12 protein-coding genes are annotated in these 13326 nt (G+C 66.0%); 3 read left to right on the top strand and 9 right to left on the bottom strand.

What is annotated here, in order from left to right; all coding sequences use genetic code 11:
* Positions 1 to 468: 468 nt before the first annotated feature.
* The 3 genes from ABWO90_RS23090 to ABWO90_RS23080 all read right to left on the bottom strand — a co-directional run bounded on the left by ABWO90_RS23090 (position 469) and on the right by ABWO90_RS23080 (position 4015).
* Positions 469 to 2253 carry a peptidoglycan D,D-transpeptidase FtsI family protein gene (locus tag ABWO90_RS23090; protein WP_353193566.1) on the bottom strand — a complete coding sequence of 595 codons (1785 nt, stop codon included), beginning with the start codon at positions 2251 to 2253 and terminating at the stop codon, positions 469 to 471.
* A 257-nt stretch (positions 2254 to 2510) separates the two neighbouring features.
* Complete coding sequence (locus ABWO90_RS23085; RefSeq protein ID WP_353193565.1) at positions 2511 to 3320, bottom strand: DUF3047 domain-containing protein; 810 nt, start codon at positions 3318 to 3320, stop codon at positions 2511 to 2513.
* A gap of 68 nt (positions 3321 to 3388) precedes the next feature.
* Positions 3389 to 4015: a LysE family translocator gene (locus tag ABWO90_RS23080; RefSeq protein ID WP_353193564.1), complete on the bottom strand. Its 627-nt coding sequence runs from the start codon at positions 4013 to 4015 to the stop codon at positions 3389 to 3391.
* Positions 4016 to 4174: 159 nt separating this feature from the next.
* Here ABWO90_RS23080 and ABWO90_RS23075 point away from each other — a divergent pair, with 159 nt between their 5' ends.
* Positions 4175 to 5554, top strand: a complete 1380-nt coding sequence (locus tag ABWO90_RS23075; RefSeq protein WP_353193563.1) for a hypothetical protein — start codon at positions 4175 to 4177, stop codon at positions 5552 to 5554.
* A 36-nt stretch (positions 5555 to 5590) separates the two neighbouring features.
* On the opposite strand, the gene ABWO90_RS23070 is transcribed toward ABWO90_RS23075, so the two are convergent.
* Both ABWO90_RS23070 and ABWO90_RS23065 read right to left on the bottom strand, forming a co-directional pair.
* The gene (locus tag ABWO90_RS23070) at positions 5591 to 6121 is read right to left on the bottom strand and encodes a chromate transporter (protein ID WP_353193562.1); all 531 of its coding nucleotides are present in this window, start codon (positions 6119 to 6121) and stop codon (positions 5591 to 5593) included.
* Entirely contained in the window at positions 6118 to 6750 is a 633-nt protein-coding gene (locus ABWO90_RS23065; protein ID WP_353193561.1) for a chromate transporter, read from the bottom strand. The genes ABWO90_RS23070 and ABWO90_RS23065 overlap by 4 nt, the downstream gene beginning before the upstream one ends.
* A 169-nt stretch (positions 6751 to 6919) precedes the next feature.
* On the opposite strand from ABWO90_RS23065, the gene ABWO90_RS23060 reads away from it, so the two are divergent.
* Positions 6920 to 7843, top strand: a complete 924-nt coding sequence (locus ABWO90_RS23060) for a LysR family transcriptional regulator (RefSeq protein ID WP_353193560.1) — start codon at positions 6920 to 6922, stop codon at positions 7841 to 7843.
* A gap of 11 nt (positions 7844 to 7854) precedes the next feature.
* Here the strand turns inward: ABWO90_RS23060 and ABWO90_RS23055 are convergent, their stop codons facing one another.
* A complete protein-coding gene (locus tag ABWO90_RS23055; protein ID WP_353193559.1) occupies positions 7855 to 8454 on the bottom strand; it encodes a TlpA family protein disulfide reductase in 600 nt (199 codons plus the stop codon).
* Positions 8455 to 8480: 26 nt separating this feature from the next.
* Complete coding sequence (locus ABWO90_RS23050) at positions 8481 to 9626, bottom strand: transglutaminase-like domain-containing protein (protein WP_353193558.1); 1146 nt, start codon at positions 9624 to 9626, stop codon at positions 8481 to 8483.
* Positions 9627 to 9727: 101 nt separating this feature from the next.
* On the opposite strand from ABWO90_RS23050, the gene selD reads away from it, so the two are divergent.
* A complete protein-coding gene (gene selD, locus ABWO90_RS23045) occupies positions 9728 to 10807 on the top strand; it encodes a selenide, water dikinase SelD (protein ID WP_353193557.1) in 1080 nt (359 codons plus the stop codon).
* Positions 10808 to 10907: 100 nt separating this feature from the next.
* On the opposite strand, the gene ABWO90_RS23040 is transcribed toward selD, so the two are convergent.
* Together ABWO90_RS23040 and ABWO90_RS23035 are read right to left on the bottom strand one after the other, a co-directional pair.
* On the bottom strand, positions 10908 to 11729 hold the full coding sequence (locus ABWO90_RS23040) for an alpha/beta fold hydrolase (protein WP_353193556.1): 822 nt from the start codon (positions 11727 to 11729) through the stop codon (positions 10908 to 10910).
* Between the two features lie 14 nt (positions 11730 to 11743).
* Positions 11744 to 13318 (bottom strand): benzoate-CoA ligase family protein, encoded by a 1575-nt coding sequence (locus ABWO90_RS23035; protein ID WP_353193555.1) that lies wholly within the window; start codon positions 13316 to 13318, stop codon positions 11744 to 11746.
* Positions 13319 to 13326: the final 8 nt, after the last annotated feature.

Here is a 13326-nt window from a genome sequence, read left to right as displayed (position 1 = left end):
ACTTTTAGGTTGTCGTCCACCCCGCCCGACAAACCACAACCAAGGCCCACCCCACCCCCCAACCCGGGGGCGTGGGGGGGTCCCCTGCGGGCGCTCAACCTTACCGTCGACCGTACGGGGCCCCGCCACGCGCCGCTCATATATCCTGTGACGTCGATGTCTTCGCCTTCGATTGGGACACCGCCCCGGGCAGCACGACTGCAAGGACGGGAGGAACGTTGCGGAGATCGAGTGCCGGCCGAGCCGTCCGTTCCATTGCATTCGATGGGTGTCATCGCATCGCTAACGCCGGGAATCGGATCGGGGGCCGCCCGCGGTGCGACTTAACAAGCAATGGAGTGCCGCGGGCGGCCCCCGATCCGATCCACCGCTGAGGTGGGAACCGGGGAGGGCGCTTCCGTCACTGGCCGGTGTGCCCCACCGTTGTTGTACGAAGCGGGATAGCGCGCGTAACGCCCCGGAAGCCCCTTAACCGTGCGAGCCTTTGTCGTCCGGCGGCGTATCGGATGTGGGCGCCGCCAGAATCACGCCGGGCCGCACCGGGAGATCCGGACGAATGCCCAGCAACGGCAGCGCCTGCGACGCAATCTCGGCAAACGCCGGGCCCGCCGCCTGACCGCCAAAGTGCTGCGATGCCTTCGGCTCGTCCACCGACACGGCAATTACCAGTCGCGGTGCCGACAACGGCGCAATCCCGACGAACGACGCACGGTACTTCGAATGGTCGTAACCGTGAGCGCCCGCCTTGTAGGCCGTCCCCGTCTTGCCGCCGATGCTGTAACCGGCCACCTGCGCCGTCGTTGCGGTACCGCCGGTATCCACCACGCCCGCCAGCATCTTGCGCATCTCCGCCGCCGTGCGCGTATCGATGACGCGCACACCCTCGGGCTGCACCGGCGTATCGGGTTTGATGATCGAGATGGGCACCATCACGCCATCGTTCGCGAAGATGGTGTACGCGCGCGCCAGTTGGAACAGCGACGCCGAAATGCCGTAACCGTAAGCCATGGTCGCCTGCTCGATACGTCGCCACGACTTGTACGGTCGCAGACGGCCGGACACGGCGCCCGGGAAGCCCAGCTTGGGTTGTTGGCCCAAACCGATCTCGGTGAACATGTCCCACATCTCCTCCGCCCGCAACATCGTCGACACTTTGGTCATGCCGATGTTGCTCGACTTCTGGATGACGCCGGCCGCCGTCAACACACCATTGGCGCTGTCGTCGCTGATGGTCGCACCCTCGAAGACATAGCGTCCCGGGCCCGTGTCGATCAGCGTGGATGGGTTCAGCCGATGCAGGTCGAGTGCCAGCGCCATCGTGAAGGGCTTGAGAATCGAGCCCGGTTCGAAGACGTCGGTGAACACGCGGTTACGCAGTTGCTCTCCGGTCAGATGCTCACGGTCGTTGGGGTTGTAGGTCGGCAGGTTCGCCAATGCCAGTACCTGGCCGGTCTTGGCGTCGATGACGACAGCCATCGCCGCCTTCGCGCCGGTACGCTCCAGCGCGTTTTTCAACGCTTCGTGGGCAATGTATTGCACCCGGGTATCGAGCGTCAGACGAATGTCCTTGCCGTCGCGCGGCGGACTGGAGTCGTCGAGATCCTGGATGGTGCGCCCGATGCGATCCTTGATGACGCGGCGCACCCCTGCGGTGCCCTCGAGCAGCGGCTCTTCACCGAGCTCCATCCCTTCCTGCCCCTTGTCTTCGACGTTGGTGAAGCCGACCACGTGCGCCGCGACTTCGCCCTCGGGATAGAAGCGCTTGTATTCGCTGCTCTCGTACACGCCCGGAATGCCCAGCGCTTCGACCTGTTTGCCGATCTCCGGCGAGACCTGACGCTTCACGTAGACGAACTTCTTCTCGCCGATGAGCTTGGCGCGCAGTTCCTTGACCGGGAGGTCGAGCAGCTTGCTGGCCTTCTGGATGTCGCTGTCGGACAGGTCGTCGGGCACTTCGGTAGGTACGGCCCAGACGGTGCGCATCGGCAGGCTGGTGGCCAGCACACGGCCGTCGCGATCTTCGATCTTGCCGCGCACGGCAGGCATGACGATGGTGTGCTCGTATCGCTTCTCGCCCTGCGCGATGTAAAAACCGTTCCCCGGCCCCGCAATCCAGAACGCGCGAACGACGAGTCCGATGAAGGCGAGGGTAATCGCGATGACGACGAGTTTGGAGCGCCACAACGAGGTGCGCGATTGCAAAACCGGACTGGCGGCGAACGTAACGTCCTTGGGCTGGCGATTCTTTTGCATGGCGCTCGCGATGGCGTGTGAAAGGCATGAACTGCGTCAAGCCAGTCGACAGACTCTGGCTCGAATTCTAGGCGAGATAGCGTAGCATGCAAGCGACTGTTGCAATAGCGCAAAAGCCCCGTCGGACGGGGCTTTCAGGGTATTTTTCGATGCGGTATCGTCACCTTTTGGCATGGGTGTCGTTAGGTGAAACCGGAGCCGCAATTCGGGGCTTCCGAGCGGCGAAAAAACGGCGCTGCTTTGGCACTATTTCGGCACTATTTTGGCGCACTGAATTTGACGTCGCCATACCAGGCATGTGCGCTCGCATGCGTGTTGTCGCTGTCGGTGAAAACGCCGTACCCGAGCAGCTTGCCCGGCTTCTCTTTGTAAATGCGTTCGTAGTCGGCCGCGACGTTGCGGCTGAACGTCTGCCATTTGCCCAATGACGCGTCGCCGCCCGCTACCACGAGCATCTGCACCCGGTCGGTGTGCGGATTCTGAATCACACCGCCCGTTGTCGCATCGTTCGACCAGATGTACATGAGCGTGGCATACGGCAGATCTTCGCCCCCCGCCTTGGCCAGACTCATGGCCGCCCGGTCGCCAAACGGCAACGACGATTTGTCGCCGTCGAAGAAGAATACGAGCCGCGCCGGGGAATCCTCTTTGTCAGCCACGCGGTTGTCCGCGCCGGGAATCGCCTTGTCGACTTTCCAGCGCCACGTGACGACCGGCGTTGCGCTCAGGTCGATGCCGTCACCCTTGGCCATGAGCGCCGATGCCGAGTCGACGGAGTTGGCCTCGATCACGTTGCCCCGCCCGTCGGCCACGACAGTGTAGGTCGTGAGCTTCTTGCCACTCACGACTGGCAGGTTCTGCCAACCGGCAAGCGACGTGCTGCCAGTCGCCGCCTTGGAAAACGGCACGGCGGCCGGTGCGGGATCGGCCGCGAAGGCGTGCGGACCGGCGATCAGCCCCACGGTGATGGCGAACACGGCCCGTCGCACCATCGAGCGCGTGTGTCGTGATGCGGCGTACCGATCCGGTGAACCCGATGAACGTAGTGACGAGACGATGCTGGGCATGGTGAGCGACTCCGACGTTGCCGATGCTCCCGGCGTTCTCAAGGTGGCGCGGCAACCGCCGCGCGTCTTCAGCGTTGCTGCAGGGCCACGCGCAGGCCGAGGCCGATGAAGATGGTGCCGATGATCTTGCCCTGCCAGCGCAGCAGCCACGTGAAACGCTTCACGAACTTGCCGAGCGGACGCACGGACAAGGCAATGGCCGCCGTGTACATCGCACTCATGGCCACGAAGACCATCCCGAGCACGAGGAACTGCGCGAAGACGTTGCCCTCGCTTGCATGCACGAACTGCGGCATGAAGGCCAGGAAGAAGAGGGCGGTCTTGGGATTGAGCACTTCGGTCGCCACCGCCTGCACGAACGCGCGTCCAGGCGAGACTTTCGGTGCCGACGGCAGTTGCGGATCGGACGGACGTTCGCGCAGTGCCTTGATTCCCAGATAGATCAGGTACGCCGCCCCCACGTATTTCACGACATCGAAGGCCAGTGCCGAAGTCATCAGCACCGCCGACAGGCCGACGGCTGCACACAGCGTGTGGACGAGATCGCCAAGGGCAATGCCCATGCCGGTCATGACGCCGGCGCGGCGCCCGCCCTGAACGGTGCGCGTGATGGTCAGCAAGACGGCCGGGCCGGGAATGAGGAACAGCCCGAGGACGACAACGACGAACGTGGCAAGCGTGGCAAAGGTCGGCATGGAGCCTCCGGTGGGTCGACGGCGATGCAATGGCGACATCATCCCAGATTCTGCGTGGGTTCGCCCGAAAGGCCCGTGGGCGATTCCTGAAGCGGCGCGCGCGGCCGCAGCCGACGATGCTGGCCTCATTCACCACATCGAAAACAAGGAGATTGCATCATGCTATCTGCGTCCACGGCGGTTGCCGTCCTGCCGACCGGCCTCTCCCCGCAGCCTGTTCCGGCGAATGCGGCAAACGCGGTGCTGCGTTTGGCGAGCGAGGCCGCGAACTGCATTTGCGACGGGTTTCGCAGCGACTTCGCCAATGCCGCCGCATGCGTGCGTGAGAACGGTCTTGCGCACGCGCTGGGCGATGTCTGGCAATGCGCGCGCGATCGGCTGCTGAGTGGCGGCAGCGGTTTGGCCGGCGCGGTTGACGTGACGTTCGCCTGCGCGCTCAGCGCAGTGACGGTCGGTGCCACCTGCCGGTATCTATGGCCGGAACTTCGGTCTCTGGAGAACGCCATCGGGCAAGGTCAAGCTGCGCAACGCCAGTGGGCGATCCATACCGACGCGATCCTGTGCCGCCGCACGCTCGGCGAAGTGACAGCGATGCGCCAGTGCATGGTGGCGTTCGACGCAACGCAGGCCGCCGCTGACAAGTGTCCGAGCGCATCCGCGCTTCGGCACGCTTCGCCGCAGGCACGCCGCAAGTTTGCCGAAATGCGCATCTCGGAAGCGCTGGTCCTGCATGTGGCCGATGCCCCGCAAATCAACTTCAACCAAAGTGATCGGGTCGCCGCGCTTTGCCAGTTGCTGGCACACGGCCTTGGGTTCAAGCTGCCCGCCGCCTCGCTGCGAACGCTGCAGATCAACGACGCGCAGCCCTCACTGATTCGCTACGACGACGCCTTCGCGCTCCTGCGCGACCGGCTCGAACCCGACTGGCGCAACGACGATCCGGGTTCGCCGACGTTCAACGTGCATCCTGTGGACGTGCAACTGCTGGATCCGGCCGAGACCACGGACGACCTGTCGCGCGACACGCGCGATGCCCGCCGCCTGCTGACGCGCCCGGATGCGCTCCGGCGAGTGCGTACCCGCGTGGTCTCGCTGATCGCCGACAGCGTGCGCGAGGATTGTGGCGGCGTAGGCGACTGGCGACATTTCGCAGAGAGTGCGCTGCGGACGGCAACGGAAACGGGGATGGCGTGCGAGCAGGTGATGTTCGCGCTGGGGATTGCGACGTGCGCGTCGGTCAGTGCGCGTCGAACCTGGTGCTGGACGGACGAGTCGCCTCAGGCTGCCGGCGACATCGGTACGTCCACGATCCCGGTCGACGTGGCGCAATGGATCGCCCGTGTGATGCTGGTGGCAGGCAACTCGGGTCTCCGTGAGCCTTGCCCGCACCGGCTGGCCGCGTTGGCCAGGGCGGATACGCCGGCGTCGCTCGTCGTCGGATCCGAGGACTGGAGGCATCTCGTCGACGGTATCGACACGCTGGGCCGCGATCACTGGCGCGTCGACTATGCAAACGTCTGCGAGGTCAGCCGGGCCTGAGCGCGTCAGAGCGTGGGCGCGGTGCCCACGCATGCGTCAAAGATAGGCGCCGCCAACGAGTCCCGCCACGCTGCCCGCCGCCAGCCACCACAGCGGGTGGACGCGGGTGCGAATCGCGAGTACCGCCACACTCGCGGTAATGCCCGCGAGCAGCCACGACGTGGCGGAGGCCTCGGCGATCAGCGCCGCGCTCGCCGCGACGAGCCCGGCAGTCATCGGCGCAAGACCGGCCTGCACGATGCGGCGCCAGGGCCGGTCCTTGAACCGCTCCCACAAATGCAGCACGCCCACGGTGATGAGCGACGACGGGCCGAACTTCGCGAGTGACGTCACGAGCATGCCCTGCCACCCGGCCACGTGCCAGCCGACGAGCGTCACGATCATGAGATTCGGACCGGGCGCCGCTTGCCCCAGCGCGAACAGCGCACTGAATTCTTCCGACGTCATCCAGTGATGCAGATCGACAACCTGACGTTCCATCTCCGGCAGGATCGTGTTGCCGCCGCCGAACGCCAGCACCGACAACTGCGTGAAGATGATCGCGAGCGAGATGAGCGTGCCGGTCATTTTGACACCCGCCACGTGGCATAGATCGAGAGCGGCGTCATCACGGCCATCGTGATGACCAGGGGCACGCGCAGCACGGCGATCATGATGAAGCACGCTGCGGCGACGCACGCGAGCACCAGCGACTTGCGCAATGGCCACGACACTTTCCACGCCATCTGGATGAGCAGCCCGGCCGCTGCCGCCGCGAGCCCTGCGAACAGATGCTTCACATGCGGATCGTTCTGGAAGTGCTGGTAGATGGTGCCCAATCCGATGACGACGGCCGACGGTGCGGCGATCAAACCGAGAATCGACGCCAGCGCCCCGCGCCAGCCGTGAAAGCGCATGCCCAGCGCCACGGACAGGTTGATGATGTTGCCGCCGGGCAGAAACTGGCACAGGCCGAGCAGGTCGGTGAACTCGGCGGACGTGAGCCACCGGTGTTTATCGACGATCATGCGTCGCGCAAGTGGCAGCGCGCCACCGAAGGCCGTCATGCCAAGACCGAGGAAGCCGAGGAACAGCGCGCGAATGCTGGGGGTGTCGTGGATGTCGTGGGTGTGTGGGGTGTCGCCGCTCACGGTGGCCGTCGTGGGGACGGCCGGTGCGGCGCTGGCGGATGGCGTGGACGGAGCCGGAGTACGCATGGCGAAATCGTTCGGAAAACCTGACAGAGAAGCTGACTACGGAGGCCGCCCGGCCAGAGGTGCCATCGAGGGAGACGATGCACGGGTGCCGCGCGGGACCCCTTGAGATTAGGCCGATTGCGCTATATTGTCCAATATATGGAAGTGACTTGAATCATATCGAACCAATATGGCAAACATCGACGTGCGATTGCTCCGCTATTTCATTGCGGTGGCCGAAACGGGGCACATGACGCGGGCGGCGGAGCGCCTTGGCATCGGGCAGCCGCCGCTCTCGCAGCAGATCCGGGTGCTGGAGACACAACTGGGCGTCACGCTGTTCGAGCGTCTGCCGCGCGGCATGGCGCTCACGGACGCCGGGCAGGCCTTTCTTGGCGACGCCTACGAAGTCGTGCGCAAGCTCGATCAGGCGGTGGACGATGTGCGTCGCGTGGCGGCAGGCATCAAGGGGCGGCTGTCGGTGGGCTTCACCAGTTCATCGGCCCTGCATCCGTTCGTGCCGACAGTGATCCGCGCGTTTCGCGCCGATGCGCCGTCGGTCTCGCTGATGCTCGACGAAGCGAGTACGAGCGAGTTGCTCGACGGCTTGCGCGACGGACAACTGGACGTCGCGTTCATTCGTCAGCCGCAGGGGGATATCGGGCAGATTGCCTTCGTGCCGGTGCTGGAGGAGTCGATGGTGCTGGCGGCGCCGTCGGCGCATCCGCTGGCGCTCACCGGGCGCGCGGGCAAGGCCCCGGTGCCGATGACGGCGATTGCCTCGGAGAAGCTGATTCTCTATCGTCGCCGTACGGGGCAGGGACTGTATGACGCCATCATCGCGGCGTGTCACGGCGCGGGTTTCAGTCCGAACATCGAGCAGGAAGCGCCGCGTCTGCTCACGACGCTCTCGCTGGTTGCCGCAGGGCTCGGCGTGTCCGTGGTGCCCGCGTCGCTCATGCGCATGCAGGTCGAAGGGATCGTCTACCGGCCGCTCGACCCGTCGCCTCGCGCGCCGTTGTACTGCGCGTACCGCGAAGGCGTGCTCGCCGGGCCGACGGCGCGGCTGCTCGATCATGTGTACGCCACGGCGCAGAAGGTGGCGCCGGAATAACGCTGCTGGCGTCAGGCCGACGCGTTGCCTTTTTGCGTCAGCAGCGCTTCGATGTGCCCGTGCAAGCCGACGTCGCTCCATTCCAGTTCGCCCATGCGCCAGAAACGAGCGTTGCCCGCTCGGTCGATGAGGTACGTGGCGGGCAGGCCGATCGCGCCGAAGCGCTTGTACACGGCGCCGTCGGTGTCGAGTAGCACGGTGCCGTCGATGGGGAGTTTGTCGACGAACGGTTTGACCGTGGCGAGCGGTTCCTTGTAGCTGATCGCCACGAGCGCCAGGCCGCGTTCACGGTACTGACGCGCGACCGCCCCCATCGCCGGAATCTCTTCGCGGCACGGGGGACACCACGTCGCCCAGAAGTTGAGGATGACCACACGACCCCGCCATTCGGACAAGGCGTGCGGCTTGCCGTCGAGCGCCGGCAGGGTGAACGCCGGTGTTGCGCCGCGCCATGCCGACAGTGCGCCGCCGGAGGCGCCGGCGAGTGCACTGTCGTCGACTTCGGTCGCGCCCCTGGCCGGTCCGGCAGCCAACGCCGGCGTGGCGGTGCCGGCCAGCGCACTGGCCGTCCCGAGGGCCCCGAGGGTATGAAGAAAATGACGGCGATGCATGGCGAGGCGCTCCTTCGCGGGCGAGATCAGGCGGTCAGTTCGCGGGCGGTCATCCGATAGCGGAAGGTGTCCGGATCGAGGCTGTCGAGCCGGGCGCTTGCCACTTCGCCATTCGGATACATGAGGAACGGGATCGTGCCGTCGCGCGTGTTGGACGCCCCCGGCAGCGGCACATCGGCGCCATGATTGAACGCCACCCAGTTCATCTCCCACTGACCGAACAGCATGGCACGGGCCGCACGCACGCGAAGATCGTCGAGCGGGAGGCCGCCCGGGACTTCTTCGAGCACGACCTTGCGCACGTCCGCCGGATCGACCGGCACCCAGCCGTAACCCGCTGCGTAGAACTCGGCACGGCAATGCTGCGCACGGGTGACGTCGCCCGCCTTGCCCAGACTGTTGAAGCCATGTTGCGACGTTGCGACGCGCACGCCATAGGCGTCGCGCGCGGGAATGCCGACCGAGCGCGCGAGCGCCGTGAACAGGGCGTTGATGTCGGCGCACTTCCCGGCGAGATCGCCCGTGGTGAGCATGTAGCGCACGTCGCCGGTACCGCAGCCGCGCACCGAGCCCTCGCGACGGCAGTTGTCCACGATCCACTCGTAAATGGCGCGGGCTTTCTCCACGTCGCCCTGTTTGCCGCGCGTGATTTTCTCGGCGGTCTCGCGCACGAGGCCATCGGTCGGCTGTAGCTCGGTGGGTTGCAGATACTGGCGCAGCACGGCAGCCGATTCTTTCGGCGCGTGGGGCGAGGGCGGTTGCGACAGATCGACCTGCCGGTCGCGCGTGGTGAACGTGTTGACCAGCGTCACCGAGCGCGCTGCGGCCGTGCCGTCAGGCCACGCGACGGCGAGCATCGGCACCCCGACGCCCGAGGCGCCGCGAACGGTGCGCAGTTCCGCCTTCGCGCCAGGCGCCTCCCAACGCGTGCCGAGTGCCTGCTGGTAGCTGCCGCCGGGCGACGCCGCCACCGGCAGCCAGACCTGTGCCGGCGCATTGCCGGCGGGCAGATCGACTTGCGTGGTGAGTTCGAAGGTGCGCCAGCCGTCGACCGTTTCGCGCGACGGTACGTTGCGCGGTGCGCCATGGGCGTAGGCGGGAAGCAGGGAGGTCGACAGAAGCGAGGCGGGCAGGGCACAGGCGCCCAGAGACAGGAAGCGGCGGCGTTGCATGATGAGTCCCCTTAGCGCGCACGGCGCATGTTGGTTAGGGTGCTATGGAGGCAAAGCTGCTCCATAATACGTCGAGTTTCGACAAACGAACACCAACGACCATGACCGCAATCGATGCATCCCAAGCGGGCGGCGCGCAAGCCGCGCCGCGTCTGACTTCGCTCTCGCACGGCGGCGGCTGCGGCTGCAAGATCGCGCCGGGCGTGCTGTCCGAACTGCTGGCGCGCAACGAGACGCCGCTGCCCGCTCCGGCCGCGCTGCTCGTCGGCACGGAAACCTCCGACGACGCGGCCGTCTACCAGCTCAACGACGAGCAAGCCATCATCGCGACGACCGACTTTTTCATGCCGATCGTCGACAATCCGTTCGACTTCGGCCGCATCGCCGCGACCAACGCGTTGTCGGATATTTATGCGATGGGCGGCAAGCCGATCTTCGCACTCGCCATCGTCGGCATGCCGATCAACGTGCTCCCGCGCGAGACGATCCGCGACATTTTGCGCGGTGGCGAATCGATCTGCGCCGAAGCGGGCATTCCGATTGCCGGCGGTCACAGCATCGACTCGGTCGAGCCGATCTACGGACTGGCGGCGCTGGGCGTGGTGCATCCGAAGCGTCTCAAGCGCAACGCCGACGCGCAGGCGGGCGATGTGCTCGTGCTCGGCAAGCCGCTCGGCGTCGGCGTGATGTCGGCCGCGCTCAAGAAGAACCAGCTGGACGATGCGGGCTATCGCCTCATGATCGACGCGACTACGCGTCTGAACCGTGTCGGTCCGGCGCTGGCCGCGCTGCCCGGCGTGCATGCGCTGACCGACGTCACCGGCTTCGGGCTGCTCGGTCACACGCTCGAGATGTGCCGCGGCGCCAATCTGGCCGCCTATCTGCGCATGTCCGACGTGCCGCTGTTCGATGGCGTGCGCGAACTGGCCGACAAGGGATGCATTACCGGCGCGTCCGGACGCAACTGGGCGTCTTACGGCGCCTCGGTCGAGCTTGGCGATCGTTTGACGGAGCGCGACCGCGACCTGCTGTGCGATCCGCAGACGGCAGGCGGCCTGCTGGTGTCCTGCGCACCGGGGGCGGTCGATGACGTACTGGCGGTATTCCGTGCCGACGGTTTCGCCGAAGCCGGCATTGTGGGCGCGATGCGTCCGGGCACGCCGGGCGTCCGCGTCATCTGAGGTTTTCCGGGGGAATGCAGGATGGGACACCGACGGGCGTCCTCCGCGATCGGAGGCCTACCCGTCGGGTCGACTTGCGCCACGTGACGTGGCGCGTCGATCAAGCCGCCTGACGCTCGGCGTGCGCGCCAATGAACGCGACGATGGCCTCGCCCAGCGGCACCGGCGCGTCGCGGTGCGGCGAGTGGCCGCAGGCGGGCAGCTTCACGACCTTGGCGTGCGGTACGTGCGCGGCAATGCTGTCCATCTGCGCCATCGTGCCGTACTCGTCGTCTTCCCCCTGAATCGCGAGCAGCGGCTTCGAGATGCTGGCCACGGCGCCGACCAGATTCCAGTCGCGAAACGCCGGATTCAGCCAGATGTCGTTCCAGCCCCAGAACGCCGAATCGACGTCGTCGTGATAGCGGCCGAGCTTCGCGCGAAGGTCGGTCGTCTCGTACACGGTCCTGGTCTTCGCAATGCTCTCGACGGACAGATCCTCGACGAACAGGTGGGGGGCGAGTACCACGGCGCCTGCGAGGCGATCGGGGAACGCGGCGGAGAACAGCAGTGAGATCGAACCGCCGTCGCTGTGTCCGACGAGCCACACACGGTCGGCCTGTTCGAGGCCGACGCCGATCGCGTCGAGAAACGCAGGCAACACTTCGCGCGCCTGACGGTGCATGAAGTCCACTGGCCATTTCTCGTCGTGCGGCCTCGGCGTGGAACGGCCGTAGCCGTTGCGCGAGTACACGACGCCTCGATAACCGCCCGCGTCGCACAACTGTTGCGGCCAGTCCTTCCACATGGCCACCGAACCCAGTCCTTCATGGAGGAAGACCAGCAGCGGTGCATGCGTGCGTTCAGGGTGAATCCACCGGTATTCCAGCGAGAGCGGACCGTGCGAGGCGGTCTCGATCTGCGCGAACTGTACGTCCGACATCGTTCTCATCTCTCCTAAAGCAACTCGCGCAGCTTGAAGCGCTGCACCTTGCCGGTGGCCGTCTTCGGCAGGTCGTCGACGAACACCAGCTCGCGAGGGTATTTGTGCGGCGCGAGTCGCGCCTTGACGAAAGCCTTCAACTCGGTGGCCATCGCGTCGGTTTGTGCAATCCCGGGCTTGAGCACGACAAATGCCTGCGTCTTGGTCAGGCCGTTGTCGTCGCGGCCGACAACGCCGGCTTCGAGCACGGCGTCGTGTTGCATCAGCACCATCTCGACCTCGATGGGCGAGACGTATTGACCGCTGACCTTGAGCATATCGTCACTGCGCCCGGCGTAGACGTAATAACCACTGGGCAGACGCTGGTACTTGTCGCCGCTCTTGAGCCAGTCGCCGAGGAACGTGGTGCGCGATTTCTCACGGTTGCACCAGTACATGAGGGCGGCGCTCGGCCCCCGGATGTAGAGATCGCCGATCTCGCCGTCGGGCACGCACTGGCCGTGCTCGTCGCGCAACTCCACTTCGTAGCCCGGCACCGGTTCGCCCGTCGTGCCATAAGCCACCTGACCGGCGCGGTTCGACAAAAAGATGTGCAGCATTTCGGTCGAGCCGATGCCGTCGAGAATCTCGGCGCCGAAGTGTGCGGTGAAACGCTCGCCGATTTCGCGCGGCAGGGCTTCGCCTGCCGAGGTGCACAGGCGCAGCGCCACGTCGGCACGGGCGGGCAGGTGCGGCGAGGCGAGCAGGTTGGCGTACAACGTGGGCACGCCATAGAAGATCGTCGGGCGATGCTGGCGCAGCCGCAATGCGACGGCCTCGGCCGTCGGACGCTCCGCCATCAGCACCACGGTGGCACCGACCGACAGCGGGAACGTGAGCCCGTTGCCGAGCCCATAGGCGAAAAAGAGCTTGGCGGCGGAAAACGCGATGTCGTCTTCGCGAATGCCGAGCACGTTGCGGCCATATGTCTCGGCCGTCCAGTAAAGGTTGGCGTGCGTGTGCACGGTGCCCTTCGGCTTGCCCGTGGAACCCGACGAGTACAGCCAGAAGGCGATGTCGTCGCCTGCCGTGTCGGCGGGTACGGCGCTCGGCGGGCCGTCGACGAGGGCGTCGAATGTCGGGTATGACGTCGTGCCGGCGTCCGCTTCGGCAGCGATCGGCTGCGAGACGATGCACGGCGGCACCGGTCCGGATTGGGCGACCTTGTCCAGTGCGGCCTGCACTGTCGGCATGAGCGCGCCGGAGGTGATCACCAGTTGCGCCTTGCTGTGCGTAATCATGTACGCATAGTCGTCTGCGGTGAGCAGCGTGTTGACGACGACGGGCACGACACCCGCGTATAGCGCACCGAGGAATGCGATCGGCAGATCGACGGTGTCGAGCATCACGAGCAGTATGCGTTCTTCGCGGTGCATGCCCGCGCGCGCGAGGCCGGTGGCGAAGCGCCGGCTCTGTTCGGCCAGCTCGCCATAGGTGAGGGCACGCGTGTCGTCGAGATATGCAGTCTTGGTGGCGCGCTCGCGGTTGAGCGTCTCCAGGTGCGCGGCGAAGTTGAAGTTCGCCGGCGGTGGGGTGAGTACGGCTTCCATGTTGCCTC

The organism is Pandoraea pnomenusa (genome assembly GCF_040391475.1).
GTDB lineage: Bacteria > Pseudomonadota > Gammaproteobacteria > Burkholderiales > Burkholderiaceae > Pandoraea > Pandoraea pnomenusa_C.
Note: the sequence above shows the minus strand (reverse complement) of the source record. Positions and strands in the feature narration are given on the sequence as shown.

Coding starts and splice junctions, on each gene's coding strand:
- ABWO90_RS23090 (WP_353193566.1), bottom strand. CDS start 2,253: ATGCAAAAGAATCGCCAGCCCAAGGACGTTACGTTCGCCGCCAGTCCG.
- ABWO90_RS23085 (WP_353193565.1), bottom strand. CDS start 3,320: ATGCCCAGCATCGTCTCGTCACTACGTTCATCGGGTTCACCGGATCGG.
- ABWO90_RS23080 (WP_353193564.1), bottom strand. CDS start 4,015: ATGCCGACCTTTGCCACGCTTGCCACGTTCGTCGTTGTCGTCCTCGGG.
- ABWO90_RS23075 (WP_353193563.1), top strand. CDS start 4,175: ATGCTATCTGCGTCCACGGCGGTTGCCGTCCTGCCGACCGGCCTCTCC.
- ABWO90_RS23070 (WP_353193562.1), bottom strand. CDS start 6,121: ATGACCGGCACGCTCATCTCGCTCGCGATCATCTTCACGCAGTTGTCG.
- ABWO90_RS23065 (WP_353193561.1), bottom strand. CDS start 6,750: ATGCGTACTCCGGCTCCGTCCACGCCATCCGCCAGCGCCGCACCGGCC.
- ABWO90_RS23060 (WP_353193560.1), top strand. CDS start 6,920: ATGGCAAACATCGACGTGCGATTGCTCCGCTATTTCATTGCGGTGGCC.
- ABWO90_RS23055 (WP_353193559.1), bottom strand. CDS start 8,454: ATGCATCGCCGTCATTTTCTTCATACCCTCGGGGCCCTCGGGACGGCC.
- ABWO90_RS23050 (WP_353193558.1), bottom strand. CDS start 9,626: ATGCAACGCCGCCGCTTCCTGTCTCTGGGCGCCTGTGCCCTGCCCGCC.
- selD (WP_353193557.1), top strand. CDS start 9,728: ATGACCGCAATCGATGCATCCCAAGCGGGCGGCGCGCAAGCCGCGCCG.
- ABWO90_RS23040 (WP_353193556.1), bottom strand. CDS start 11,729: ATGTCGGACGTACAGTTCGCGCAGATCGAGACCGCCTCGCACGGTCCG.
- ABWO90_RS23035 (WP_353193555.1), bottom strand. CDS start 13,318: ATGGAAGCCGTACTCACCCCACCGCCGGCGAACTTCAACTTCGCCGCG.